Source organism: Paenibacillus sp. NPDC093718 (assembly GCF_050279985.1).
In the GTDB taxonomy this organism is placed as follows: Bacteria; Bacillota; Bacilli; order Paenibacillales; family Paenibacillaceae; genus Paenibacillus_AQ.
On the sequence record NZ_JBNNUS010000003.1, the window covers coordinates 101,898 to 128,745 of the forward strand.

Below are 26,848 nucleotides of genomic sequence, written 5' to 3' on the forward strand. Positions count from 1 at the left end.
AACTATCCCTTCACGGCAACAGCGAATCGGCGAAGCAGGCCCGTCTTCACTAACGCCTCTCCTAACACTTTGGTTAACAGGCCGCAGAGGAGCACGCCGCTCAGAATACGCACCACCAGCGCAATGCCAAGCACTTCGAGCGGCCAGGACGTATATCCGAACATGTTGGCCGCGAACAGGAACCAGAGCGGTACCATCGCCCCGCCAACCAGCATGAGCGCGCCGGCGCTCCACTTTTTGTATCGGTAGATCGCGAAAATCGTCTCCGCCACGATCATGTAGCAGCCTGCGGCCACAAAACACGAGGCAATGCCGTATACCGTACCGGTCAGAGCTTGAATCGTGCCGCCAATCGCAAAGGTGACGACCGCCGTCCCCGGTTTACGAATGATGTAATATGCCAAGAGCCCATACACCATGTAGATGCCCGTCGTTGTCGAAGTTGCGATGGGTCCGCCAAGACTATTCAGCAGCTTGTTAACCGGCCCTATGTATACAGTTAGAACGGCATTGACGGCAGCCAGCATCGCCATCAGGATTATTTCCTGCGTCGTAAAAGCAAACCATTTTTTTGGGGATGATGTTGAATTCAAATGTAGTCCTCCTTATTTCCAGCCATGATTGGCTGTAACTAGCACTTTCGGATGCTTCATTTCATATTTTGCATGCTTCCGCCCCAATCGTCAACCTAATTTCGAATATAAACGGTTAACAATTCAAGCAATCAACCACACAACAACAGTTGCTAGCACATATATGACAGCCGATATGACCGCCCATAAAGGAATGTTAACCTCCGTACGATACGTTCGTTCCGGATACGCGCCAAAGCCTTTGGACTCCATAGCGCCCGCCGTTTGCTGCACACGCCGCAGCGCATTGAGCAGAACAGCCGATACAAACTTCAAGCCGTAGCGAATGCGGTTACCAAGGCCCTTGGGTGGTCGATGGCCCCTTACCTGCTGGGCAGCTAATATGTGGGTTCCCTCTTCCTCCAACAGCGGGATAAAGGTTAACGCAGCGGATATGCCAAACGCAAACCGGTAAGGAATTCGAAGACGTCTGGTCAATTCGGCTACCAGTTCTCTCGGATCTGTCGTCAAAATATAAGCCATCGAGGTTAGAAACAAGGTAAACATCCGGAGCGTCATGGCACCCGCAGCGTTTAGCGCCTCCACCGTCAGGGAGATGGGTCCCCACTGCAGCCATATGGTCTCTCCTTTGACCGTCAGGCTGGTCAGAATGAAATAGGGTACTGCAACGATCGCAATCAGCCGGATCCCTCCCAGTAGCCGCTTGCCTGACACCTGGCCTGCAAATCGAGCTTGTCCAATGCATAACAGAAGGAATAACGCCTGCTGCCAGGCCTGATCAAGCAGCATGGCTATCACAGCGGTGCAAAATAATATCACCAGCTTGCTTAATGGATCATATCGATGAAGAAGCGTGTTACCCTTCTCATATTGAATCAGCATATTACAACTCCTGCCCTTCTATCGGCCTTGCCCATTCTTTTCTTAACCGTGAAAAAACGACGGCATCCACATAACCGCTTGGCGTATGGCGATAATCTCTTAAGACGCCTTCGCGCGTATAGCCGATCCTCGTAAACCAACGACATGCCCGTTCATTTCTCGAATCAACAAAAGCTTCAATCCGGTTTAGTCCCATGGATGTGTACCCAAATGCCGCAACCATTTCGGCCGCCTCCGACATGAAGCCCTGCCCCCAAAAAGCGCTTATGAGCTCACAGCCGAACTCGCCTTTGAACGCGCCATCCAGCTGCCAAATATTAAACCCGCAGCTGCCGATCAATTGGCCTGTGTTGATGGCTTCGATGCCCCAGCGGATGGCCTCGTCCTGCTCAGCAAGCAGATGCAGCCAATGAATCAATGCCTTTGCGTCCTCAACCGAACGCATGGCGGGCAAATCCAGAAAAGCGGTCGTATTCGGATCGGACCAGCAGCGGAACATCGCTTCCGCATCATCCGTCTCCATCCTGCGCAGCCGTATTCGCCGGCCATTCATTTCCGAAATGATTCCCTTGCAGACATACATGGTTTTTGCACCTCCTTGCAAAAAATCTGACTTGTATCGGCTGTTTCCGGTGATACTATGTCGTGTATAAAAGAGTATAGCGAATATTTAACCCGTGTCCTGGTCATCCTTCAGTATCTTTAGAAGCTGGATGTATCTATATTGATGGATTCGGGAGGCTTCCGTCAATATGCATGTTACAGCCCCGTTGTACAGTACGGAAGAAGGAGGAAAGTCATCTGAGTATGAATATCGCGATTGTCTTGCTGTTCGCCGTCGTTGTCATTCCCGCTGCCATTACACAAATCGGATATCTGCAGATTACAAGGATGAGAGTAAAGAACGATCTCAAGCTGTTCACCGTGCTGGAAAAAGCCGGACTGTACAGCAGAGAGCAATATGAGTCCCTTCAGAAGAACGAAGTGGTCATCACGAGTTTTGACGGATTGAAGCTGTGCGGCGCAGCCATTGAGAACAATCCCGGCTCCAAGCATTGGATGCTTCTCGCACACGGCTATACCGGATCCCGAGCCGTATCCAGCCAATTCATCGATTTGTTCACAGAAGAGGGCTACAATGTCCTTCTCATCGACCAACGCCGGCATGGACGAAGCGAAGGACGTTATACCACGTACGGCTATTATGAAAAACACGATGTGCAGGCGTGGGTGCGCTGGCTTATTCAACAGTATGGCCAGGATGTGGCCATTGGGCTTCATGGTCAATCGCTGGGAGGCGGAACCGTGCTTGAATATTTGTCCATTGCCGAGCCGCAGGTCAAGCTAGTCATCGCCGATTGTCCGTATTCCGATTTGACGGATTTAATGCGGCATCAGCTTACGCGCATCAACAAAATCCCTTCGGTGCCGTTCCTGTCTTGGGTCAATGCCAGAATACGGCGCAAAGCCGGGTTCAGCCTCGATCAAGTCAGTCCGATCCGTGCTGTTCGGAACAGCATGCTGCCGGTTATGTTTATTCATGGTACCAAGGATAATTACGTGCCTACCCGGATGAGTATCGAGATGTTTGAGGCCAAACCGGAACCGAAAAAACTTCTTCTTATCGAAGGCGCTATCCATGCGAACGCTTATCATGTTGATCCCAAGCAATATCGGGAGAGCGTGCACTCTTTCCTTCGTGAACATATAGCTCAACCCGTAAGAGCACCGCAGGTGGACGCTGAACGAGTCTCACAGCCGGAAACGGAAGCTGCGCCTGCCCCTCATCCTTTCCAGCTGGAGTTGGACGGCTCACTTGAAACGATATAGACCGGTGTTGATACTTTATATCTCTTCAAAAAAGCCCCCGCCTGCACGCATAGGAACCAGCGTGAGTCGAGGGCTTCTTCTAATGTTATGCTGTTATCTAACTACACCATGGAGTCTGCCTTCTTCGGATTCACCGGTTTAAGCACCTCATCACATAACTCCTTAAGCCTGCTCTGAATTTCCTTGAATTCCTCGATCCCGGCTCCCGTTAGGCTGTATCCTTCCCCGTGCGCCGTCAGGAAGTTCTCCTCGGTCAAGCGTTCGAGCTCATGCTTAACCTCCCGGTCGCCTACCTTATATCCATGGCGCTCCAGCTCGGGCTGCATCTCGCTGATCGTTAGGTCCCGTTCATGGGCGTGATAGAGCATATGAATACCGATAAACAAATTCTGTACGTCTGCCCGCATTAAGGTTCTCTCCCTCCATCTGATTAAAATAAACACCTGGTCATGTCATACATTACCCTTGCACCTGGAAGAGGAATCAGCCGGATCCACTTGATTCTTCTCTTCTTCGTGGCTTGTCCCTTGACGAATATCATATACTTATACTAAGGTCATTGAACCAACGCGATTATAGGAAGGACGGAAATCCACATGTTTCAAAACACACCTTATGAAGGCACCCGGAGCGAGCAGTACGCCCAGGTCCTGAACCAGTTAAAAGCACTTATACACGATGAGCCCAATGCCATTGCCAATTTGTCCAATGCCTCTGCGCTCCTCAAGCAGTTTCTATCGGATACGAACTGGGTCGGCTTCTATCTCTATGATGGCAAAGAACTGGTGCTCGGGCCGTTCCAAGGACTGCCCGCTTGCATTCGGATTCCGATGAATCGTGGCGTTTGCGGCACGGCTGCGGCTGAACAGACGACACTGCTTGTTCCCGATGTACATGAATTCCCCGGGCACATTGCCTGTGATGCAGCTTCGAACAGCGAGATTGTCGTTCCGATCATGGTGGATGGGGCATTGTATGGCGTTCTCGATATCGATAGTCCGCTAAAGAACCGTTTCGACCAGGAGGACCAATCTTTTCTGGAGGAGTTTGTCCATATATTGGAGGGCCAGCTCACTTTATAATCAGGATGTTTTCACGTATTCTTCCGTACACTAACCAAGGATTTGAAACCACAATTCTTAGGAGGAATACACGCTATGTATCAAATGAATAACAACTACTCGCAACTTTCGCAGCAAATTCGTCAGTGCGAGCAGATTCTTCAGCAGTTGACACAGCAAACGCAGCAGGGTTCGGCTATGTACCAGCAGCTGATGCAGCAGGAGCAGCAAAATGCAGCCCGCCTGGAGGAGCTCGCTCAACGTGAGCGCCAAGCGGCACAGATGATCCAGTCTGCCCTTCAAGGCCATCAACAAGCGATGCAGCAGTATCAGCAAATCTCCCAAATCGTTCGGCAAGTCGAGAATTCCGTGCAAGCTCATAACCAAACACAGCACATTCAGCCTTCGTTTGGCCAACAGGGTTTTCCTAACACACATCAAGGCCAAGGCTTCCAATAAGCATAAGAATGTTAAAAAGGGGTATCTCATAGGTCGATAAGACCTGCGAGATACCCCTTCCATCGTTATTTACTTCTTCTCTTCACTTACGCTGAATTCGATCTCGGCTTGTATCTTATACCTCTTTGGCTCTTCCCCATTCGAACCGCCCTGGTCCGCCCCGTGCGACTGTGAATCAATCACGAAATCGGCGGATCCGTAGACGACGTAGCGCCCGCCCGGGAAACCATCCTTCAGCGAATGGATGAAATCTTTGAATTTCTTGTCGTCCCTGCTGTCGTATCCACCGCCGATTTTGTAATATTCGCGGAGTGGCTCGCCCTTTTTCAGCTTGGTTGTAATATAGGGCTCGTTCATGGCATAACTGATGTTGTAGTCTCTTGTGAGCTCTTTCATCGGGAAATAAAAAGCGGAGGCCGCATGGCCGATCGTAATCTCATCTTTTTCTCCGATATACTCCAGCTCCCCGTATACTTGAACCTGATCTCCCCGTTCATACTTCTCTTTCTCGCTAACGAGTCGATACACGAAGTCGCCGTCGGTCATTTCCGCCTGACTTCCCCTGGCAGATTTATTCAATGCAGGATCAGACGGAGCCGCCCCTAGTGTCTCCTGCTTCACACAACCTGTTAACATAATCAACATCAAGATAAACCCCATATAAAGGTATCTTTTCATCTTCATTTTCACCTCAACCTCCAGACGGATGATCTGAGGGCAATGTTGCATAGAAATGCAAAAAATCCGCATCCAAGACTCCTCAGATTTGCGAAGTTTTGGATCGACTTATAATCAAACTGTACTATTAATTAATGGCAGCCTGAATTGTGAAGCCGCAGGACTGCATCGAATTTCAAGACTCGTAAATGTTCTTTACCCGTCCCACCTGGCCATCTTGAAGGCGTACTTTAATGCCATGCGGATGGTTCGGGGAATTGGTCAGAATATCCTTGACCACGCCGCGGGTTAATTTGCCCGTTCGCTGATCCTGCTTCAATACGATATCAACCTCAAGTCCCGGTTTGATATTGGAACGCTGCCCACCATTCATCGTCGTCCCTCCTGTCCATTTCTTGGTGCTGTCCGTTCTCTATTGTCCACCTTACTGAAATCAAAGGTGAAAAGCAAATCCCAAATAACAAAGGACTGCCCGTTAAAGATCATTCAGATCTCCTAATCGGACAGTCCTTCTATCTCATTCTAAGTATGGAATATACTCAATGAAAAAAAATGATAATGATGCGTTACAGGACGCTTCCGCCATGCACGAAGCGATTTTTCCAGGAATCACCGAAGGTACCTACAAGGACACCACCGGATTGTTTCGAGTACGTATGCAGCAGCTTATTGTCTCCCAGATAAATAGCTACATGGGTGATCCGCTGTTTGGACTTGTCCAATCCGGCATAAGCGGACGCCGATGAACCTCTATAACTCATAAAGAATACCAGGTCCCCGCGTTTTAATTGATTCACGTTATAAACAGCTGTTCCTTTGTCCTTGATGTACTGCCCTTGCTTGCGGGAATCGCTTGGCAGCGTAATGTTAGCACCGTCCATGAATGCACGGCGAACAAATGCGGAGCAGTCGAAGGTTTTCGTTGAATTGCGGTTAGAACCGAATTCATATGGCGTGCCCAGATACTTCATCCCTGCACTGATTACTTTTTCAACGCTGGCATTGGTAGAGGGCGCGGTACTTCCCGAATTGCCGGAATTGTTAGAAGAGCCGTTACTTTGGTTAATATATTTAGACGAAGCATAACCTTGCTTGCCGTCCGAAGTTTTGATTTTATACCAGCCTGAGCTGCTGCCCAAAATTTGAACGCTGTCACCTTTATACACACGGTCCAAGACTTTACCCGAAGTCGAAGGCTGATTGCGCATATACACATTCGAGCTTGCTACACCTTTGGTTACTGACTGCACGCTGGCAGCAGCCACTTCATTCACAGACCCATATCCGTAAGAACCAAGAACCGCTGCTGATAGAAGCGCTCCGGCCATCAATTGTTTAAAGCTTTTTTTCGAGAAAATAATGATCTCCCCCATCTCGTTAGATTGTGGAATGACGAAATTGTCATTTTTCGTGATCCCGCAATCATTATAGACAGGCCATGTCTCGGGACGCATGCTACCATCCTCACAAAAACGCATGCCAACTATTGGTAAAGAGGGGGACTATAGTCACTTTTTATACTTTAATTTAGTATAAATAGATTATTTTAGAAATAAAACATACCAAAATAACCCAACTAATCCGGTATAACGAACTCCGGATTTCTCTGTTGGGTCTTTCTACTTACCATATATACGTAACTTTTCTTATTATTGTTGCATGAGAGAATATATTTGGATCCTTCCGACAGCTAAAAAAAGCCTGTCCAGACGGGTGTACCCATCTGACAGACTCTAGTTTATCGTACATCCTAAATTTCATTCCACTACAATTTTGTAAACATTTAACCTTATGGCCTCTTGGAATAGAGCGGATATCCAGGGTTTTCCGGTACGTCAATCAGGATGACCCTGACATTCTCTTGCGCCTTAAGGCTTAACGTCTCGCCATGCTCCGTATCCATTACCATAAAGTCCCGCTGACGAAATAGGAGACTTTCCTCTTCGGCACAAAAGCTGCCCGCTCCCCTCACCGCAAGCACAGCCGCTCTCCTGCCGGACTTCAATTCATACTGAGCTTCGTTCCCGGCCAGAATCTGAATATCCAGCATCCTCACATCAACGGACAAATCAGTTGGTGCAGAACCGCCAACTATCATTTTAACCAGCCCACCCTGTATACGGGTTACCGGAAAGGAATCCGGTCGATACTGACGACAGGCAGGATTCTGTTTCAATGAATCGCGAAGATACGGCTCGAACCAAATCTGAAATCCTTCGGCATCCGGCCCAGTGAGACGTTCCTCGTGTGTTAGTCCGGAACCCGCCCTCATCAATTGCAGGCTTCCAGGCCCCAACTCATTGTGCGTGCCATGCGAATCCTTATGAACGCCCTTCCCCTGAATCATATAAGTTACGATTTCAAAACCCTGATGGGGATGAGGCGCGATATAACCTTCGACGGGCGAACGGAACCAGGACCAATAGAAAAGCGGCCCCACCCGGGTCACGGCAGACCCTTCTCCGGAGAAACCGATCGGCTTCTGCTCCGTTATCCTTCCTCCATCGAGAGAGCCCTTGCTCTGATCCTCGGGTGGATATACACTTCCTATCATGTCCAGTCTCCTCCTTTCACCCATCCATGATGACCTTGAACAGGTGCTGCTTTGATTGTCTCGGCTTTAAGATAGTATCCACGATAACAGAATATATATCAACATCCTTAAATTCCCTTATTGAGGATGCATATTTGCGAATCACTTTTCAGTATATTTTCAGTTTACGTTCAGTCTTCATTCAGGATGAGCACGTATGATAAAGTTGAAGGAATGAGATAAGGGGAGTTTTGTGTTATGGAATCAATGCATCGTATTCGCATTTTGCTCGTGGATGACGAGCCGCATATCCTGCAGTTTCTGGAGCTTGGTCTCCATAATGAAGGGTTTGAGGTGCGAACAGCCCCCGATGGGGAACGTGCAATAATGGAAGCAAGCCTATTCGAGCCGCATATCATCGTTCTCGATGTGATGATGCCGGGAATAGACGGACTTGCGGTATGCAGACGGTTGAAGGAGGAGGGCCGGGATGTCGCGATCATCATGCTTACCGCAAAGGACGAGATTGATGACCGTGTGAAGGGCCTCCTGATCGGCGCGGATGATTATATGGCCAAGCCCTTCAGTTTCGAAGAGCTGCTTGCCCGAATTCAAGCAAGGCTGCGCAATCAGTTCCCGAGCCTGCTGGGTGAACTCCAGCTTGGCCCATTCACCGTCGATGACCGCAAGAAAGAAATTGCATACCAAGGGGAGGCTCTTGAGCTCTCACCCACGGAGTATAAGCTGCTTAAGCTGCTTGTGACCAAACACGGCAGCGTTTTGAGTAAACCGAACATTTTGAATATTGTGTGGGATTATGACTTTGGCGGAGAGGACAACATCGTGGAGGTTTATATCCGATCCCTGCGCGAGAAGCTCGGCGATAAGGAACACCGGGTCATTCGCACGCTTCGCGGAGCCGGCTACCGGGTTGATTTGCCATGAGTTTGCGAAATCGTACACGTTCATCCGGACCTACGTCTCTACGTACGCAGCTCTTGTCACGATCCCTCATCGTCTTGGCGCTTCTGCTCGTGCTGATCGGCGCATTGCAATATGTGTTAATGAAAAATGCCCTGTTCCGCAATCAAGCCGAGGCGCTTTCCCTTCAGGCTCGCTCTATCCCCGTGGAGGTGTGGGAGCCTGATCGGGAGCCGCGCAATCGGTCTGCAGGGCGAAATAACGAAGCCCTTCCGGAAAATCCGCGTCAGGGAGACAGACCTATGTTTTTTCTGCCGAATATGTCGCTTGCCAAGATAGAAGCTGACGGAGGCTACACCGACCTCGCTGCTGGCAATGGTCTGTCCGCACCACAGCTGACAGCAGAGGCTTATTCAGCGATTCTGAAGAAATTTCAGGGGCGTCAGCCTATTTCGTATGAAGTGATCGATAATGCCGAAGGCACCGAGCAGATCATAGTCTTTCGTCCTTACGGCAACCCAAACAGCCCCTCAGGTGTGCTGCAGCTTGGATTGGATACGCAGCCGCTGCATGCCGTTCTATTGCGGCAGCTGCTGATTTTTGCCGTACTGGCTTTACTTGCCATGGCTGCGGGGATTGCATTGTACCTGCCTTTGCTGCGCCGGACGCTCCACCCGCTGAACCGAATGGTCGAAACGGTAGCACGCACGGATGCCGGAAACTTGGCGGAGCGTTTTCCCGCCGTTCAGGGTCAACGGGAAATTGACCGCTTGGCCGAATCGTTTAATGGCATGTTGGAAAGGCTCGAGGATGCGTTTGAAGCCGAACGCGAAGCCAAAGAGCAGATGCGGAGGTTTATTGCCGATGCTTCCCATGAGCTGCGAACGCCGCTGACTTCGATTCACGGCTTTCTGGAGGTGCTGGGCCGCGGCGCCGCCGACAACCCGGAGCAGCTGCATGCTGCACTATCCAGCATGCACGGGGAATCCAAGCGCATGAAGAAATTGGTCGAGGATTTACTTCTGTTAGCCAAGCTTGATCGCAAGCCGGAGCTCCATCTGCAGGAAACCCGGCTGGATCAGCTGCTGCTTGAAATGGAGCCTCATCTCAGGATGCTTGCCCAAGGCAGGAGTGTAGCGATTCAAGCGGTACCGGTGCTGTGCCAATGTGACCCCGATAAGATCAAACAGGTCATCTATAACCTCTTTCATAATGCGGTACAGCATACGGACTCTACCACAGGGCAGATTACCGTAACGGTTAATAAAACCAAGGAGCTGGTCGTATTGCTGGTTGCCGATAACGGAGCCGGGATTCCGAAGGAGCATCTCCCTCATCTGTTCGAGCGTTTCTACCGAATCGACGAATCCCGGACCAGACAGTATGGTGGTGCGGGTCTTGGATTATCCATTACCCAATCCATCATTTCCGCTCATGGGGGGCAGATGAGCGTGAACAGCACGGTCAACCAAGGAACGGTTTTTCGTGCGGAATGGCCGGGTATCCATTCATCCCCTCCTTGATTGCTAAATAACACGAAATCAGAAAACAACAAAAAGAGATCATGAATGATCATGATCTCCAATAGACCGGTCGATAGATACTCAAATAGAAAAAAATGCCTGAAATATGAGAGAGCCGATAACCGCGTAATAGGGTTCTCGGCTTTGTGTCTGTACGGCTAGCTCTTTGATATGCGTTTATCAGCACCCTCTCGGTTATGTCACTTGTTGCTGGTCTTCTTGATCAAGTCTACGCCATCGTATGCCAGACTTTCCACACTTGCAGCCTTCTGCAGTAAGTAATGATCAAAAAAGTTCTTCGTATAGTCTGTAACAAGATTTCGCATCTCCATAGCATCCCGTTCGCCTCTGAGTTCCTCATTAACACTGGTAAACACGATGTCACAGTAATCTAAATGCGCAACACGATCAACAGAGAAATAATAGGTTTCCATGCTATTGTTAGCGCCAATTATCGCATTCATGTTATAGTTAGGTTCACAAAACAGTAGCAAGAAGGGTTTCTTAAGGTCGCTGCCCTGAAGGCCGAACGCACCGCTATCCAAGCCAATCCCGCAGGCGAACCGGTCGTCGTCCCGGCAAACAATCGCCGTCGTAGGCCCTCCATAAGAATGTCCGACTATGCCCATGCCGATGTCAAGCAACAATCTGCCCTTAAGGATGGAATTCAGCTCTCCAGAGTCCAGTTTGTAAAGATAATCCGCTACATACCTTACATCTTCTGCCTGTAATTCACTATACTCTGTTAACTTGGCAAGTATCGGCAGTGTAAGCACGTTATGACACATCTCAATGGCAGTTTCATCGTCAGGCCGCATCTCCATTTTACCAGCCAACGCCAGCATCTCCGGATCTTCAGAAAACGCCATAATGACATCTGAAAAATCCTTTGATACATTAACCAGGCGCCCATCTTTACGCTTATACATCGTGCTATTCTGATGGCCGATGCTTACCACAACATATCCCATGCTTGCCAAGTCTGTACAGATCACTGTACCCCATTCTGGAGAACCGCCCCCGCCGCAAACATAGAATAACACCGGATAGCGCTTTTCCTTCCCGGAGAGAGCAAGGTCGTCGTAACACTGGGTCTTGATATCTATAGAGAAAACATCCTTCCCTTTAAGATACGCAGTGATAAGTGGCTGCTCATTAAGCATTTCGTAGACTTCAGGAAACATGTACGTTGATGTAGTCTTACCTTCGCTACTGTTGGACGGATAGTACACAAACGCCGTCAGTTCTCTTTTTGAGTGATCTGATGCCGTGTACTCAAAATCCATCTGGGTTCGACCGACAGTATAGCCGCCAATTGGTTCTGGAAATGCGTCATAAGTTTTCATTTTCTTGTTCCCCCTTAATTAATAAAAGTGGCGAATGTGAAATACATACATTGTTCTATGAGCGCTTTTCAAAACTGTGAAACGATTACATCCTATCTTCAGTGAATCATATCTACTCCTTGGCTTTCTTGATATCGCTAACAATTTCAGAATATTTATGATCTTCAAGCAGCCCATGACTCATAAAGTCAGCAAAGTACTTGCTAATCTTATGTTGCAGCTTAGAGTCCTTAATATCGAATTCCCTAAAAAACATGACTAAATTAAACTGCATTGACTCAAACATAAAAGAAATCAGGTCGTCGTCAATATCAGGTCGGAGATATCCATCAACCCTCATACGGCGTAAAATGTCCTTGATTAAGGGGAATGACTCGCCCTTTAGCACATTCAGATATATTTTGAGCAAAATGTTCTCAGGAATGTATAAAAATGTTTTAGTGAGTTTGATTTCCAACTCATTCAGTGGCTCGGTCACAATGCCATTAACGTTACCGAATAAGCCAGTAAGGAAAAACCGGAAAAGGGAATCTTCATTAATGTTATTAAAATACGCAGCTCTTTTCTGGGTCACATTACGTATTAAGAGACAATAAAGGTCATCTTTGTCTTCAAAATACCGATAAAATGTTCCGGGGTGCATGGACAAGCTATCCAAAACCATCTTCATAGTTATATCCTCGTAAAAATTATCTACAAAAAGATGCATAGCGCTATTAGATATTTCCTCGCGCCTTGCTTCATCTAAACGAAAGAAAGTACTTTTTGGCATAGATTACTCCTTAATGTGAAGTGTGAATCCATTCACGCCATACTGATAATTGATTCACATGTCAAGTAGTATTGAAATATTAATATAAAAGATTAAAACCATTGCATAGAACATTATCCTTCCAAAAGAGATAAGTTAATGGAGTTGTTGTAGAGGCTCCGAGAGATAGCTTAGTTATAGGGATTTAAATAGTTAACCCAAAAGGATTGTGAGCTAAATTATTCGTAAATCCTCTTTTTGCTTTTTAGTGCAAAATAAAATTTCAAATAAGTGCAATATAAACCTTAAATTAACACCCTAATGTCACCTACTGTCTTCGCTCACGTAATTTTTCCTTATATCCTGACAATTTGGTACAATACAGACGGTACGAGAATGTCAAATGAAGGGACTATTATCGATATGTTCAAAATTTTCATTGTCGAAGACGATACCGGACTGGTTAACCTGCTGAAAGAGTATCTTCATAAATTCGGTTACATGACGCAGTCCGTTCATGACTTCGAGACGGTACGCGATCAATTTGAATCTTATGAGCCTCATCTTGTGCTCCTGGATATCAATTTGCCTAAATTCGACGGCTATTATTGGTGCCGACAGTTCCGCAGCCTCTCCACCTGCCCGATCATCTTCATCTCCGCCCGCGACGGGAAAATGGATCAGGTGATGGCGCTGGAGAACGGTGCCGACGATTATATAACCAAACCCTTTGACTACGAGATTGTCATGGCCAAAATCAAAAGCCAGCTCCGGCGGGCCTACGGGTCCTATGCTGCCGGTCAGAATGATCGTGTCCTCAGCGTTGCCGGACTCACGCTTGACGTTGAGCGTCTCTCCGTTTCGCTCGGACAGACCCAAGCGGAGCTCAGCCACACCGAAGCCAAAATATTGGACGAATTAATGAAGAAGCCCGAGCAGATCGTCAGCAGGGACCGGCTCCTGGAGAAAATATGGGATGATCAGGCCTTTGTGGACGATAATACGCTGAATGTGTACATCACCCGCGTCCGCAAGAAACTCACCGCCCTCGGAATCGAGGACGATCTTCAAACCGTGCGCGGGCGCGGCTATCGGCTGGTACCGAGCTGGGGGGACGAAGCATGAGGCTATTTCTGCAAGAGCAGCGTCCCTTAATGATTGTCTATATCGCCCAGCTCCTTGTCGTAACCCTGATCTACAGGCTGGATGGTTATCGCAATTTGACGGTCAGCCTGTACGCGGGCATCATCAGCTTGCTGCTGCTGCTCGGCTATCTGGCCTTCCGGTTCATTGCCAACCGTTCCTTCTATAAACGATTAGAGCAGCCGCTCCCGGGAGACTCCCTAACCGGCGAATCCTCGGCAGAATCCTCCCATACCCCGCTCGCCGAAGCGCTTCATCAGCTGCTGAAAACCCAGTTCCGGCATTACACCACGGATCTGCATAACTATAAGCATAAGATTGAAGGCCATCTACAGTTCATCAACCAATGGGCCCACCAGATGAAAACGCCGATTTCGGTTATTCACCTGATCCTTCAGGATGACGATGAGCCCCGTTTTGCCGCGATCGGCGACGAGCTGGACCGGCTCAAAAAAGGGCTTGATCTGGTGCTGTATACTGCCAGGCTCGATACGTTCGAGCATGATTTCCATGTGGAAAACCTGCCTCTTCAGCGAATCGTCCGTCATGTCACGTCCGAGCAAAAGCGGCTGTTTATCCGGCGGAGAATATACCCGTCCATCCGGATCGATTCCGGATTAACGGTAGCCACGGACGAGAAATGGCTCTCCTTTGTGCTGACGCAGCTGCTGACCAACGCGGTTCGATATACGCTGAAGGAACAAGGCACCCTCTTTTTTAACGGCTACACCCGGGAGAATCAAGTTGTGCTTGAGATCCGGGACGAAGGCATCGGCATTCCCCAAAGCGACCTGCCGCGGGTATTCGATCCCTATTTCACCGGAGAGAACGGTCGCAGGTTCCAGGAATCGACAGGCATGGGGCTGTTTCTGGTCAAACAAATATGCGATAAGCTTGGACATGCCTTCGAGATCGAATCCAAGGTCGATGAAGGAACGACGGTCCGCATCGTTTTTGCGGATTCTGCAGGCACATCGCACAATAGCTTAATGGCAAGCAGAGCAGCTGATTAGTGCCCGTTCGGATACTATGGCGGTGACCAGTCCCTGATCAAACTTACGGCAGTTCAAGAAACCTTACAAGGTTGTAAGGTAACTGTAAGTTACGAATATGGCATGGCGGCGACCGAATCTTTTACAATGATATCATCGTTATAGAGGAGTGAAGATATGCCCATCCTGAGCGTCAAGCATCTATCCAAAATCTACGAGGGTAAAGTGGCGTTCCAAGCGCTAAGCAATATTCACTTCAACGTCGCCAAAGGGGAATTCGTCGGCATTATGGGCCCATCCGGCAGCGGAAAAACCACGCTCCTCAATCTGATTGCAACCATTGATCAGCCCACGGCCGGGGAAGTGATCATCAATGGGCGCAATCCTCATCTCCTCAGCAGAAGCGACACCGCTCTGTTTCGGCGCCGGGAGCTGGGCTTCGTCTTCCAGCACTTCAATCTGCTGGATACACTCACCGTTGAGGAAAATATCGTTCTCCCGTTGACGCTGGAAGGCATGCCGCTGGACGAAATGGGCAGCCGGCTGAGCCGGATCGCAGATCGACTCGGCATCGTGTCCATTCTGCATAAGCATACCTATGAGATTTCCGGCGGACAGATGCAGCGCACTGCCATTGCCAGAGCGCTCATTCAGGAGCCCTCCTTGATTCTCGCTGACGAGCCCACCGGCAATCTGGACTCCAAAGCCTCCAAAGAGGTGATGCAGACGCTTTCCGCTTCTAGTAAAGAGGCTTCCGCAACGATTCTCATGGTCACTCATGATCCGGTGGCAGCCAGCTACTGTGACCGCGTCTTGTTCATCAAGGACGGACAACTATATAATGAAATGTATTGCGGTGACAACCGCCAAGCCTTTTTCCAGAAAATCATCGACATGCTGGCGCTGCTGGGAGGAGGAAGTCATGACCTTTCGACAATTCGCTTTTAGGAATGTCCTGAGGAATAAGCGGACCTATGCTGCCTATTTCTTAAGCAGCGCATTCTCCGTCATGATATTCTTTGTGTGCGCGCTGTTCCTGTTCCATCCTTCGATAGCCGACGAGATGTTCTATCCGGTTGTTATCCAAGCGATGCTCGGCGCCGAGCTGATCATGTATGTATTCTCATTTTTCTTCGTGCTGTATTCCGTCGGGGCCTTTCTGAAGACGCGCAAGCGCGAGTTCGGCATTCTGTTCATGCATGGCATGACGGATCGACAGTTTAACAAGATGGTGTTTCTCGAAAATATGATCATCGGCGTAAGCGCCATTGCAACGGGCATCCTGTTCGGCGTCATTACAGGCAAGCTGTTTCTGATGGCAGGTTCGGCCTTTCTTGGAATCCCGCCCCTGCCGTTTCGACTGCCCCTGCGTGCGCTTGGACTGACGGTCGCAAGTTACGTGCTGCTGTTTATCATTATCTCGCTGTGCACATCCTGGCTGCTGCGTCCTAAAGCGTTGATCGATCTGTTTCAGTCCGGACAGCGGCCGAAAACCGCGCCCAGGACATCGCCCTGGTTATCCATGTTGGCAGCCGTGCTGCTGGTAGTCAGCTACAGCTTGGCGGCTACGACAAGCGCGTCGACCCTCGCGCTGCGCATGTTCCCGGTTACCTTCATGACGATGATCGGCACCTATCTGTTGTATACGCAGCTAGGGGTCGCTCTCGTGCGAAGGTTGAGGCAGAGCCGCCGATTAGCCTGGAGAAGGACCAAGCTGATCTCGCTATCCAGCCTGCAATACCGGCTTAAGGATCATGCCCAGATGTTCTCGATGGTAACGATCGTGCTGGCCGTGTCTTTTTGCTCGGTAGGCGTATTCGCCTCCATCCCGGTGCTCACGAAGCAGTTCAACGAGGACTTCCCAGCCGCCATCGGTTATCTCGCCATAACGGGAGATGCCTCCGAGGAGCAGCATTTGAACGAGATCCGGTATGAGCTTGAATCGAGAAAAATACCGTTTGAAACGCTATCGTTTCGCGTTAAATATACGGATGCCGTACTGGCATCGGCGCAGGTCGGTCCATCGGAGATTCCGTTGACACTGATCTCGTTCTCCGATTATAAGGCGGCCGTCGTGATGGCGGGGCTGCCGTTTGATGAACAGCCGCTGATCGGTGAGGATGCTCTTGTCCTCATTGCCTCGCAAAATGACAGGGCTTATATTCGCCATCGGGAGCACGCTTCCTACCGGATCCATGATTCCGAAATCCTCCTGCATGAAACCGGTTATTCCGATCATGTCGGCGTACCGGAATATTTGCTGCCGGAAATGGACAACGATTCCCGTTTTGGCGGGCTTGTGGTCAGTGACGAAGCCTTCGCCGCCATCACGAATCCGGTCAGGCTAGAGCGTTACACCGGCTTCTATGTGGATGATTTCACGAAGACTGAGGGCATCGTCCCTCATCTGGCCCCACGCGGGGCGGTGCGTTATGAGATGGGCCAGCCTTATGCGCTGGCGGTCAGCGGCACGCTGTTTGCCCTCCGGGACAGCCTGTACAATATGCTGCTGTTCGCGGCACTGCTTGTGGGTACGGTGTTTTTTATCGCGGCGGGAAGCTTCCTGTACTTCCGCCTCTATGCCGATTTGGATTATGACCGCAGGCATTATGCCACGATATCCCGGCTTGGAATGACCGATAAGGAGTTCCGGCGGATCGTCACCGGACAGCTGGCGCTGCTGTTTTTTGTACCGATCGGCCTTGCGATTGTGCACAGCATCTTTGCTTTTGTCGCGCTGCAGAGCTACTTCTATTTATCTATTGCGGCAGAAATGGGCATCGTGCTGATCAGCTTTCTGATGATGCAGGTCCTGTATTTCTTCTTCATCCGCAGTCAATATCTGCGCAAGCTGAAGCAGACCCTGATATAAAGGATGCAAGCAGCATTCTTACTTTGAAAGAGGTGTATCTTTTGGAAAACTGGATTACGGATATTATGGAGCAGTTCGGCTATATCGGCATCCTGCTGATGATTGCCCTGGAAAACGTGTTTCCTCCAATCCCCTCCGAGGTCATTCTTACCTTCGGCGGATTCATGACCACCTACACGAAATTGACGGTGCCAGGCGTTATTATTGCAGCTACGATCGGATCTATAGCCGGTGCTGTTATTCTGTACGGGATTGGTCGCCTGCTCGATGTCGAGCGGCTTGAAAAAATCGTGGATCGTTGGGGACATATCCTCCGCGTCAAAAAAGAAGACATCCGCAAGGCGGATGCGTGGTTTGATAAATACGGCTACTGGACCGTCCTGTTCTGCCGCATGATTCCGCTGATCCGAAGCCTGATCTCCATCCCGGCGGGGATGTCCAACATGAAGTTCGGCATGTTCCTCCTCTTCACGACGATCGGTACACTGATCTGGAACATTATTCTGGTATGCGTGGGAGCCGCTGTCGGCGGTTCATGGGAAAAAATCGTGGCCTTCATGGACGTCTATTCCAATATCGCTTATGCTGTAATAGCTGTGGCCGTGATTGCGTTTCTGTTCCTTTTCTTCCGCAAGCGGAGAAAGTCAGCTTAAAATCGGGTGCCGCTGAAAAGTTGAAGATTGGATCACGCACTTCATGCCATTCATCATTCATATCATTACATTTAATATTTTTTGTAAGGGAGAGACTATAGGTCATGGATTTTTTAACTATCCTCAAAGCAATTATTCTGGGAATCGTCGAGGGACTGACCGAGTTCGCTCCTGTATCCTCTACCGGTCATATGATCATCGTTGATGATATGTGGCTGAAATCCGAGGAGTTTCTGACGAAATACGTAGCCAACACCTTCAAGGTTGTCATTCAGCTTGGCTCCATTCTCGCCGTCCTCGTTGTGTTTAAGGACCGCTTCCTGGATCTCTTGGGACTCAAACGCAAAAAGCCTGAAGCCGGCGTACCGGCGGGTACAGGCAGATTGAAGCTCAGCCAGGTTATTGTCGGTTTGATTCCGGCCGGTGTTCTGGGCGTCTTGTTCGAAGACCTTATTGACGAGCATTTATTTTCTACCGAAACGGTGCTTATCGGACTTGTGATCGGAGCCGTCTTCATGATCGTTGCCGATAAAGTCAGCTCGAAAAAAGAGCCGAAAGTGGTCACTGTCGACCAAATTACGTACAGACAGGCATTCAGCGTCGGTCTGATTCAATGTCTATCGCTCTGGCCGGGCTTCTCCCGCTCCGGCTCCACCATCTCCGGAGGCGTCATGCTCGGCATGAGTCACCGCGCGGCGGCTGACTTTACCTTCATTATGGCTGTGCCGATCATGTTCGGAGCCAGCTTGCTGTCGCTCCTGAAGAACTGGGAATACTTCACGCTGGAGGCTCTTCCGTTCTTCATCGCCGGTTTCGTAGCAGCCTTCGTCTTCGCCTTGATCTCCATCCGCTTCTTCCTTAAGCTGATTAACCGGATCAAGCTGGTGCCGTTTGCGATCTATCGGATCGTGCTCGCTGCTGTTATTGCGTTGGTGCTTTATCTGTAAAACCGTTCGTTCATGTTTATTGAATGCACAAGATTGAAAAAAGGCGGGGTTGTCCCTAAGTCATCTTCAATGTCTTTTGGGACAGCCCCGCCTTTTATTAAGGGTGCGCGGATAGCTATCGTACCAACTGTATCTCTTTTGTTATAGAATTTCGTTTACCGCATTCGAGAACCATTTCGCGATGATTTGCGGCCTTGTTATGGCGCTGCCTACAACCACGCAATAAGCTCCCATTTCAATCGCTTTTGCAGCCTGCTCCGGTGTGTTGAAGTTGCCTTCTGCAATGACTGGCTTCTTACACTGCTTAATCAGTTCTTCCAGCACGGTGAACTTCTCCACATGCTGAGACTGCGGTGTATAACCAATAAGTGTCGTTCCAATGTAGTGGAACCCCAATCGATCTGCTCGCAACCCCTCTTCCGTTGTGGAGATATCCGCCATGAACTTCTGCGAAGGATATTTTGTAAAGATCGATTGCAGGAATGCCTCATCCTGATCCATCGTTGCTTGCACAGCAATAATCTCAACCCCCGTACCAACAAGCGCATCCACTTCGGTCATGGTCGCTGTAATGAACGATTGCATGCCCGGATAGTCTTTTTTGATAATACCAATAATGGGCAGCTCAACTTGCTTCTTTATTTCCTCAATGTCTTCAACGCTGTTAGCACGGATCCCCACCGCACCGGATTCGGCTGCCGCAATGGCCATACGTCCCATAATAAATGAACTATGCAACGGTTCGCCTGGCAAAGCCTGACATGATACAATTAATCCTCGTTTCACAATATGTTCCCTCCATGCCAATCCTCTTTATTCTTCTCCAATAGCCTCATTTATCTTTTGTTTAATTAAGTCGGCTTTTGCGCCAAATACAGCCTGAATCCCGCCTTTTACTTCCAACACTGCAGTAGCACCCAGTTCTTTAATTGTGTCCTTATCTACTTTCGATACATCTTTGACTGCAACACGAAGTCTTGTAATACATGCATCGACATCTTCCAGGTTCTCCTTGCCACCAAGCGCATTCAGCACTTTCATCGCGGTCTCTCCAATGCTGTCCTTGGATTCAACCGATACGCTCTCCCCATCACTTTCACGTCCAGGTGTCGCCACATTGAATTTCGTAATTAAGAAGCGGAACACAAGGTAATAGATGATAGCCCAGAAGAGCCCCACAATAATGACATAGATCCAATTAGTTTTGGCATTCCCCTGTAGAACCCCAAAGAGCATGAAGTCGATGGCCCCGCCAGAGAAGGTATTCCCGATTCGAACGGATAACATATCCGCGATCATAAAGGATAGACCATCTAGAGCCGCATGAATCACATATAACCAGGGAGCGACGAATAAGAACATAAACTCAATCGGCTCCGTAATCCCTGTCAGGAACGATGTCAGCGCTGCACTAAAGAACAAACCAAACACAAGCTTGCGACGGTGCTTCGGAACGCAATGATACATCGCAAGACATGCCGCAGGAAGACCAAACATCATCGTAGCAAAACGTCCTGCAAAAAAACGGGTTCCTTCGGAGAACATTCCAACATGATTCGGATCAGCCAGCTCGGCAAAAAAGATTTTCTGCGCACCCACCACTTGCTGACCTGCAACCGTGGCGACGCCGCCCAGCTCTGTGAACCAGAACATCGGATAGATCATATGGTGTAGACCGACAGCACCTGTAAGACGAAGCAAGAATCCGTATAAATAGGTACCGAAATATCCCATTCCGGCTATAGCAGTCCCCGCCGCTACCAGCCAGCCTTGAAATGTGGGCCAGATTAAGAAGAAAATCCCGCCTACAAAAATAGCACTGAAAGATGAGACGATCGGAATAAACCGCGAGCCTCCAAAAAATCCAAGAAAGGAAGGTAATTGAATCCCCCGGTATCGATTGTTCAAATAAGTAACCAGGATACCGATGACAATAGCCCCTACAACTCCGGTGTCAATGGATTCAACGCTTGGATTAAATACCGTGATCATTGCACCAATCGATGCATTCATAACCAGGAACGAGACGGCTGCCGCCAGCGCAGCAGTACCTTTATCTTTTTTCGCTAACCCCACGGCAAGACCAATACACATGATTAGCGCTAAGTTGGCAAACACAACATTGCCGGCTGCCGACATAATTTGAAAAACAGCTTGTAAAAACCGCGTATTCAGAATCGGATATGCAGCAATCGTATTCGCATTCGATAAGGCTCCCCCAATCCCAAGCAGCAAACCCGCAGCAGGTAGGATTGCAATCGGTAACATAAATGACTTACCAAGCTTTTGCAACTGTTTAAACATGGATTTTCCTCCTATTGGATCAATCATTGTATTCCATCGCGATATGTCAATTCTACATCATGAAATTATTTTAGTAAATATAATTTAACTAAAATAATTTTATTAATTGGTAATTAATCTATGACACTTAGTATGAACAATGACAATAAAAAAACCTGTGCCCCTCCAGTAGACGAAAAATACGTCAACTTCTAAGGTTCACAGGTACGATGAAAGCTTTATTATTAATCCATTCGATTGTGTTCAAGAATCGTATTAACAGTAATTTGCATCCGACTATTTAAATCCGGATCCGCGAGTAAGATCATGCATAAAATATCTATCGCATACATGACGGAAAATTGACTATTTACAAACCTTTCTTTATCAACAAACAATGTGTTGGAGACCAAAATAAAAGAGTCCACTTGTTGCGCCAGCGTACTTTCGGAGAAGCTGGTCAGACAGATGACTTTGCACCCATTATTCTTTGCAATTCTGGTTGCATCGACAATGACAGACGTTTCCCCTGAACTGGAAATCGCAATAACGAAATCATTCTCATTCACTATCGAACTATTGATCAGCATTAAATGAGAATCCGTAATACTCTGCACATTGAAGCCCATACGCAGCAAGCGAAGCATCATTTCCTTCGCTGAAAGTCCCGAGCTCCCGATTCCGTATATATAAATTCGTGCTGCGCTCTTAATCGCTTCAGCAAGTTGATGCAAATATGTAATGTCCAGCAATTGATTCGAACGCTCAATGACCGTCTGATAGAATTTAGATACTTGAATGAGAATATTGTCCTCCGCTGAAGGAGCCGTCGCAGTACGAAGCCTGCCCAACTGAACCTTCAATTCGGCAAAATTATTGCAACCAATCTTCTTGCAAAAATGCGTGATTGTCCCATTCGAGACACCAACATGGTTCGCCAGCACAGATATATTCATGTTATTAATTGATTGACCTTCTTGAAGAATATAATTCGCAACCAACTGTTCTTTCTTCGAGAAATTCGGATATAACTGCTGAATAACCATATAAATATCCATTGAATCCACCACCGCCATTTGGGAATTATAACAAAAAAAGCATATGGATTCAATATTATTGCTATGGGCGTGAATGCTAGTGCCCATCCTGAATCCTAGTTCGTAAAAACGGGTATACAGAGAATGATATCGAGCTCGTTTTGGAAGACCGATTTTTAGTAAACAACGTCCGCTCTGTCCGTCAACGAATATCATAAATGCGGGGACTTCGAGGAGCAGACTACTACAGTTGGTCCTTTGAATAATACCGTATCTTCTTACCATGACAGCTGGCGTATTCAATCTCGGCCCGAGTGCTGTCTCCAATATAGCCATTCACATCGATTACAAAGATTTCGTCCGACATATCGATTTTGCGGAAGTGCAGCTCTTTAAGCTTGCGCTCCTGCTCCTCCGTAATCTCGATTCCGTCGCTCTGCTCAAAAAAACCGACACTAAGAACGATATGTCCGCTTAACGTAAGCGCAGCTTCGACTTCCCGAAACTGTGCTTTAAACTTGGTCGAGCCGCATAGTGTTATTACCTGCATGGTACACCCTCCTTTTGGCAAACAGATGCTCGTACTCTTCAGAAATATCGTGGACAAGAAGAGATGCGGATGATAAAAGTGGTTTCTAATGCGCTAAATGCTCTCTATGATTGCCATAATGATAGGGATAATTGCTCAAGACCATCATAGGAGTAAATATGGTGCAACGCAACCATCCATCCATGAAGAAAAAAAGAAAAAGCCCTCCGATAAGGAGGGACTTCTGCCTAATGGTTGTACGGGGACTCCCCTATCCATCAACGAGCCAAGATCAATTATTTCCGTAGATGGGCGCAACCCCGTCGCTTCACTCTTCAAACGATAAATTAGCAGGCTCCTCAAGCAGTTCATAATGAACGTCAAGGTTCGTCGTCGGAACGCTGAGATCCACCTCTTCAAAACGGAAGCTGTCCACCCACACCTTGCCTCCCCCCATCAGCAGGACACCGATCGAGATCGTGGCGCTGTCCTCGGGTACGTCCAGCACGATCGCATAGTGATTCCAGTGCGTGCTGCCCACAATGCGTCGGTCATTCATATTATCGAACTGAAGCACGTCTTCCGCACGGTTATCAACGCGCATCCACAGCCCGCAGTATTCTTTGACGTTCTCGGTTTTGACAAAGCCGGAGAACCGCATCCGCTTGCCCGTATACTTGTCGGCTTTGAACTGCTGCATCATGGTGGCAAAAGCGCCATCCTCCATTGGGGTAAGAGCTTTTAGGTAACCGGAAGTGCTTCCTTGGTGGACAGTGGACCGGTCGATGCCGATTTCATAATCATGCGGGTGGCTTCCGCTCAGAAACCAGCCTTTTAATGCGGATTGCGTTTTCTGCTGCATATGATCCTCTCCTTTTTGGTAGCTTGAGTGTTGAGCGTGAACCGCAAAGATTTTCCGGTAACGCCCCGGCGGCATGCCGTACAATTTTTTGAATGCTCTCGTAAACGACTCCTGACTCTCGAAGTGACAGTGCAGGGAAATGTCGATTATCGCAGCCTCGGAGTGCAGCAAGAGCTGTGCTGCATAACAGAGTCTTCTTTTTCTAAGGTAATCCGCGATGTTCATGCCAACCTCCTTCCGAAACAAGCGGTGGAAGTGATATGGCGAAAAACCGGCATAGGATGCAATATCCGTGAGGGTCAGCTGCTCCTCCAGATGCTGCTCCATGTACGCTATGCTTTTTTGGATGATACGCTGGGTACTCAAGGTCAGGCCCTCCTTTGTTATTAAGAATACCAAATGGAAGAAGGACGTTTTTGATCTTTTTTGCCAACATCAAAAAGCCCCTTCGATTGCAATGATCGAAGAGGCTTTTGCCATGATACGATTCTCATTATGGATCCCGGGAAAGGCTTCCTGCCATGAAGAAGCTATAACCGCGCTCATACTGCATTCATCGTTAGCGACGATCCCTACTCTCAACGATTGCAGGAGTGCTCAAGGCCGGTTATCGTGCAAATCATCGATCACGACTACCTGCATAACCTGAGCTGCACCCCGGAATCCCGGTACACTCCCGCATTACATGCCTTTAGGGAGTGTGCATCAAATATTGCCGGATGCGTGTCGGACATTTCGACATGACCTCACGTCTTGAGGATACGTGTCGTAGACGGCGACACGTATCCGAGCGTGCATCCTGCTGCACGGCTAAAGCCGAAAAATCGCATTTACCCCAGCGGTTTCAGCTGAACGGTACGCTTGGTGCTTGCGGATTCATACGCTGCAATGGCTACACGGGCAGAATAGTACCCGTCTTCCCCTGTTATTTCGACCGGCTTGCCGTCGCGGATGCTGTCGATAAAGCTGTTGACAAGACCTGCATCCATATCATCGCCCCAGAAGCTCCACGCAGCTTTACCAGTTACATCGCTGTAGACATCGTTCTTCTGGGCAAAGGAATCAATGTTCAGCACACCCTTGGTGCCGATGATCTCAAGCGTTACATCTCCCCAGGTCGGGAAGGTGCGATTACGGGACCAGCTTGGGTCCAGTACAGCAACAACGCCATTCGCGAATTTGACGTGGACCATGCCGGCATCGTCAATCTCCGTGTCATTGAAGAGCGTTTCCGCATGGGCGTACACTTCCTCTGCCTTGCTGCCGGTAAACCAATGCATCAGGTCCATCACATGGACGGTATGGTCCAATACGGCTCCGCCGCCCGACTTCTCCCGTTCGATAAACCATCCGCCAGGCATGCTACCCCGGTTGGTTCCCTTCATGGCCAAAATCTCACCGATTTGTCCCGCGTCAATCGCTTCCTTCGCCTGACGCACGGAGGTAATATAACGGCAAGGAAAAGCCGTCATGAGCTGAACGCCATGATCCTTGCACACTTGAATCATCTCCAGCATCTCAGACTCGGACAAACCTAACGGCTTCTCGCACAGCACATGCTTACCCGCCGCAGCGGCAAGCTTGGTAAATTCCGCATGTCGTGCATTTTCCGAACAGATGACAACCGCATCCAGTTCCTGTGCCAGCAATTCATTATAGTCTGCATAATACGGTATTCCCCGGTCCACAGAGTAAGGACGCACGCGCTCCGCGTTCTCATCCGCGACTCCGACCACCTCGACATCATCCCGCTTCAGCATGCCTAAGAGATAACTCGCTGCATGCATATGAGCAAAGCTCATAAAGCCTACTTTAACTTTCTTCATGAAACTGTCCCTCCGATCATCACGGGCTGTCCAGTCTGAGCCGATTGCTCCGCTGCCTGAGCGATTTCAACGGCATAACAAGCATCCTTGATACTGACAAGCGGCTCGCTGCCTTTCCGGATGCACTCGATAAAATGCTGCACCTCGTAATAATATGGGTCATACAAGCTTGGGCTTGAAGGAACCTGCACGGCTGCTCCCTCTCCTGCCTCCGCATTCACCAATTTAATGTCCAGAGACTGCACCTGATTGCTATCAAATCTTATGATTCCTTGGTTTCCCGAAATTTCGAACTGCGTCGTAAACGGTCCGGGATACCCCCAATAGCCGGTTAGACTTGCGATTGCTCTATTTTTAAAATGAAGCGTAAGCTGAGCATACTCCATCTCAGGCTCAGCCCGCTTAACGGTGGAAGCATATACCGACTCTACTTCCCCGAACAGCCAGCAGGCAAAATCGATATCGTGAATCATGAGGTCCATGATAACACCGCCGCTCTTGCCCGGATCGTTATACCATCCATCCATGCCCTGCGGATACGAACCGTACCGCTTAAAGTGAGCCATCTTTGGTGTTCCGATGCTCCCGGAGTTGGCCTGCCGATAGGCATCATGATAATTCGGGAAGAATCGAACGACATGTCCGATAAACAAGCGGACTCCATGCTTTTCGCAGGCTGCCTTCATTTCCAGTGCATCCTCCAGGGTCAATGCTGCCGGCTTTTCGCAGATGACGTGCAGCCCTCTTTCTGCTAACTTCAGCACAAACGGTTTATGGAGATAGGTGGGCAGACACACCGCAACCGTTTCCAAACCTTGTTGTTCAAACAGCGACTCTACATCCGTGTATGCCTTCGCCCCGGTCAAAGTTGCTGCCCGCTCAGCCCGCCCGGCGTTAATATCAACCACACCTGTCACCGTTACTCCCGGCATTTTCGCCAAATTGTGCGCATAGGCTGTCCCCATCGTTCCGCAGCCCAAAATCGCTATGTTCATGCTTATCCCTCCAGTATACCTATAATGACTTGGACCAAAAGGTGATACCGTAATCGTTATCCGCGAATACGACCCACCCTGTTACATTCTTCATGTGACATGACATTCCTGCCTCTATTTCGCATGATTCGT

At 48.9% G+C, this 26,848-nt stretch carries 28 protein-coding genes; 11 read left to right on the forward strand and 17 right to left on the reverse strand.

All coding sequences use genetic code 11. The features are described from left to right. Positions 1 to 2: 2 nt before the first annotated feature. The 3 genes from ACQKPA_RS10310 to ACQKPA_RS10320 form a co-directional block, all read right to left on the reverse strand. Positions 3 to 593, reverse strand: a complete 591-nt coding sequence (locus ACQKPA_RS10310; protein WP_427491877.1) for an ECF transporter S component — start codon at positions 591 to 593, stop codon at positions 3 to 5. Positions 594 to 716: 123 nt separating this feature from the next. Next, on the reverse strand, positions 717 to 1,475 hold the full coding sequence (locus ACQKPA_RS10315; RefSeq protein ID WP_427491879.1) for an energy-coupling factor transporter transmembrane component T family protein: 759 nt from the start codon (positions 1,473 to 1,475) through the stop codon (positions 717 to 719). A 1-nt stretch (position 1,476) separates the two neighbouring features. Beyond that, the gene (locus tag ACQKPA_RS10320; protein WP_427491881.1) at positions 1,477 to 2,058 is read right to left on the reverse strand and encodes a GNAT family N-acetyltransferase; all 582 of its coding nucleotides are present in this window, start codon (positions 2,056 to 2,058) and stop codon (positions 1,477 to 1,479) included. Between the two features lie 224 nt (positions 2,059 to 2,282). Here ACQKPA_RS10320 and ACQKPA_RS10325 point away from each other — a divergent pair, with 224 nt between their 5' ends. Then, complete coding sequence (locus tag ACQKPA_RS10325) at positions 2,283 to 3,305, forward strand: alpha/beta hydrolase (protein WP_427491882.1); 1,023 nt, start codon at positions 2,283 to 2,285, stop codon at positions 3,303 to 3,305. 101 nt (positions 3,306 to 3,406) lie between these two features. Here the strand turns inward: ACQKPA_RS10325 and ACQKPA_RS10330 are convergent, their stop codons facing one another. Beyond that, positions 3,407 to 3,712 (reverse strand): hypothetical protein, encoded by a 306-nt coding sequence (locus ACQKPA_RS10330; protein ID WP_427491884.1) that lies wholly within the window; start codon positions 3,710 to 3,712, stop codon positions 3,407 to 3,409. 189 nt (positions 3,713 to 3,901) lie between these two features. On the opposite strand from ACQKPA_RS10330, the gene ACQKPA_RS10335 reads away from it, so the two are divergent. Beyond that, the gene (locus ACQKPA_RS10335; RefSeq protein WP_427491887.1) at positions 3,902 to 4,387 is read left to right on the forward strand and encodes a GAF domain-containing protein; all 486 of its coding nucleotides are present in this window, start codon (positions 3,902 to 3,904) and stop codon (positions 4,385 to 4,387) included. Between the two features lie 75 nt (positions 4,388 to 4,462). Next, the gene (locus tag ACQKPA_RS10340; protein WP_216532558.1) at positions 4,463 to 4,825 is read left to right on the forward strand and encodes an AMP-dependent synthetase and ligase; all 363 of its coding nucleotides are present in this window, start codon (positions 4,463 to 4,465) and stop codon (positions 4,823 to 4,825) included. 69 nt (positions 4,826 to 4,894) lie between these two features. Here ACQKPA_RS10340 and ACQKPA_RS10345 read toward each other — a convergent pair whose 3' ends face one another. From ACQKPA_RS10345 to ACQKPA_RS10360, 4 genes are all read right to left on the reverse strand, one after another. Continuing rightward, complete coding sequence (locus ACQKPA_RS10345) at positions 4,895 to 5,509, reverse strand: hypothetical protein (protein WP_427491889.1); 615 nt, start codon at positions 5,507 to 5,509, stop codon at positions 4,895 to 4,897. Between the two features lie 169 nt (positions 5,510 to 5,678). After that, positions 5,679 to 5,876: a YwbE family protein gene (locus tag ACQKPA_RS10350; protein WP_053490029.1), complete on the reverse strand. Its 198-nt coding sequence runs from the start codon at positions 5,874 to 5,876 to the stop codon at positions 5,679 to 5,681. A 193-nt stretch (positions 5,877 to 6,069) separates the two neighbouring features. Continuing rightward, complete coding sequence (locus tag ACQKPA_RS10355; RefSeq protein WP_427491891.1) at positions 6,070 to 6,957, reverse strand: C40 family peptidase; 888 nt, start codon at positions 6,955 to 6,957, stop codon at positions 6,070 to 6,072. A 335-nt stretch (positions 6,958 to 7,292) separates the two neighbouring features. Next, positions 7,293 to 8,057, reverse strand: a complete 765-nt coding sequence (locus tag ACQKPA_RS10360) for a pirin family protein (protein ID WP_427491893.1) — start codon at positions 8,055 to 8,057, stop codon at positions 7,293 to 7,295. Positions 8,058 to 8,294: 237 nt separating this feature from the next. On the opposite strand from ACQKPA_RS10360, the gene ACQKPA_RS10365 reads away from it, so the two are divergent. After that, entirely contained in the window at positions 8,295 to 8,981 is a 687-nt protein-coding gene (locus tag ACQKPA_RS10365; protein ID WP_427491895.1) for a response regulator transcription factor, read from the forward strand. Beyond that, positions 8,978 to 10,480: a sensor histidine kinase gene (locus tag ACQKPA_RS10370; protein WP_427491897.1), complete on the forward strand. Its 1,503-nt coding sequence runs from the start codon at positions 8,978 to 8,980 to the stop codon at positions 10,478 to 10,480. Before ACQKPA_RS10365 ends, ACQKPA_RS10370 begins: the two co-directional genes overlap by 4 nt. 200 nt (positions 10,481 to 10,680) lie before the next feature. Here ACQKPA_RS10370 and ACQKPA_RS10375 read toward each other — a convergent pair whose 3' ends face one another. Both ACQKPA_RS10375 and ACQKPA_RS10380 read right to left on the reverse strand, forming a co-directional pair. Further along, complete coding sequence (locus ACQKPA_RS10375; RefSeq protein ID WP_427491899.1) at positions 10,681 to 11,826, reverse strand: choline esterase; 1,146 nt, start codon at positions 11,824 to 11,826, stop codon at positions 10,681 to 10,683. A gap of 112 nt (positions 11,827 to 11,938) precedes the next feature. Then, on the reverse strand, positions 11,939 to 12,598 hold the full coding sequence (locus tag ACQKPA_RS10380; RefSeq protein ID WP_427491901.1) for a TetR/AcrR family transcriptional regulator: 660 nt from the start codon (positions 12,596 to 12,598) through the stop codon (positions 11,939 to 11,941). 402 nt (positions 12,599 to 13,000) lie between these two features. On the opposite strand from ACQKPA_RS10380, the gene ACQKPA_RS10385 reads away from it, so the two are divergent. From ACQKPA_RS10385 to ACQKPA_RS10410, 6 genes are all read left to right on the forward strand, one after another. Continuing rightward, positions 13,001 to 13,702, forward strand: coding sequence for a response regulator transcription factor (locus ACQKPA_RS10385; RefSeq protein ID WP_427492771.1), 702 nt, complete (start codon positions 13,001 to 13,003; stop codon positions 13,700 to 13,702). Beyond that, positions 13,699 to 14,733 carry a HAMP domain-containing histidine kinase gene (locus tag ACQKPA_RS10390; protein WP_427491903.1) on the forward strand — a complete coding sequence of 345 codons (1,035 nt, stop codon included), beginning with the start codon at positions 13,699 to 13,701 and terminating at the stop codon, positions 14,731 to 14,733. Before ACQKPA_RS10385 ends, ACQKPA_RS10390 begins: the two co-directional genes overlap by 4 nt. 156 nt (positions 14,734 to 14,889) lie before the next feature. Beyond that, positions 14,890 to 15,660: an ABC transporter ATP-binding protein gene (locus tag ACQKPA_RS10395; protein WP_427491905.1), complete on the forward strand. Its 771-nt coding sequence runs from the start codon at positions 14,890 to 14,892 to the stop codon at positions 15,658 to 15,660. Beyond that, complete coding sequence (locus tag ACQKPA_RS10400; protein ID WP_427491907.1) at positions 15,635 to 17,584, forward strand: FtsX-like permease family protein; 1,950 nt, start codon at positions 15,635 to 15,637, stop codon at positions 17,582 to 17,584. Before ACQKPA_RS10395 ends, ACQKPA_RS10400 begins: the two co-directional genes overlap by 26 nt. Positions 17,585 to 17,625: 41 nt before the next feature. After that, complete coding sequence (locus tag ACQKPA_RS10405; RefSeq protein WP_427491909.1) at positions 17,626 to 18,237, forward strand: DedA family protein; 612 nt, start codon at positions 17,626 to 17,628, stop codon at positions 18,235 to 18,237. A gap of 104 nt (positions 18,238 to 18,341) precedes the next feature. Beyond that, positions 18,342 to 19,184, forward strand: a complete 843-nt coding sequence (locus tag ACQKPA_RS10410) for an undecaprenyl-diphosphate phosphatase (RefSeq protein WP_427491911.1) — start codon at positions 18,342 to 18,344, stop codon at positions 19,182 to 19,184. Between the two features lie 141 nt (positions 19,185 to 19,325). Here the strand turns inward: ACQKPA_RS10410 and ACQKPA_RS10415 are convergent, their stop codons facing one another. From ACQKPA_RS10415 to ACQKPA_RS10445, 7 genes are all read right to left on the reverse strand, one after another. Then, on the reverse strand, positions 19,326 to 19,970 hold the full coding sequence (locus tag ACQKPA_RS10415; RefSeq protein WP_246059855.1) for an N-acetylmannosamine-6-phosphate 2-epimerase: 645 nt from the start codon (positions 19,968 to 19,970) through the stop codon (positions 19,326 to 19,328). A 27-nt stretch (positions 19,971 to 19,997) separates the two neighbouring features. Further along, on the reverse strand, positions 19,998 to 21,488 hold the full coding sequence (locus ACQKPA_RS10420; RefSeq protein WP_427491913.1) for a PTS transporter subunit EIIC: 1,491 nt from the start codon (positions 21,486 to 21,488) through the stop codon (positions 19,998 to 20,000). 224 nt (positions 21,489 to 21,712) lie between these two features. Beyond that, positions 21,713 to 22,525, reverse strand: a complete 813-nt coding sequence (locus ACQKPA_RS10425) for a MurR/RpiR family transcriptional regulator (RefSeq protein WP_427491915.1) — start codon at positions 22,523 to 22,525, stop codon at positions 21,713 to 21,715. A gap of 223 nt (positions 22,526 to 22,748) precedes the next feature. Next, positions 22,749 to 23,054 carry a hypothetical protein gene (locus tag ACQKPA_RS10430; RefSeq protein WP_427491917.1) on the reverse strand — a complete coding sequence of 102 codons (306 nt, stop codon included), beginning with the start codon at positions 23,052 to 23,054 and terminating at the stop codon, positions 22,749 to 22,751. 307 nt (positions 23,055 to 23,361) lie between these two features. Continuing rightward, complete coding sequence (locus ACQKPA_RS10435) at positions 23,362 to 24,261, reverse strand: helix-turn-helix domain-containing protein (RefSeq protein ID WP_427491919.1); 900 nt, start codon at positions 24,259 to 24,261, stop codon at positions 23,362 to 23,364. Positions 24,262 to 24,725: 464 nt separating this feature from the next. Next, positions 24,726 to 25,721 carry a Gfo/Idh/MocA family protein gene (locus ACQKPA_RS10440; RefSeq protein ID WP_427491921.1) on the reverse strand — a complete coding sequence of 332 codons (996 nt, stop codon included), beginning with the start codon at positions 25,719 to 25,721 and terminating at the stop codon, positions 24,726 to 24,728. Next, positions 25,718 to 26,716, reverse strand: coding sequence for a Gfo/Idh/MocA family protein (locus ACQKPA_RS10445; RefSeq protein WP_427491923.1), 999 nt, complete (start codon positions 26,714 to 26,716; stop codon positions 25,718 to 25,720). Before ACQKPA_RS10445 ends, ACQKPA_RS10440 begins: the two co-directional genes overlap by 4 nt. Positions 26,717 to 26,848 lie beyond the last annotated feature (132 nt).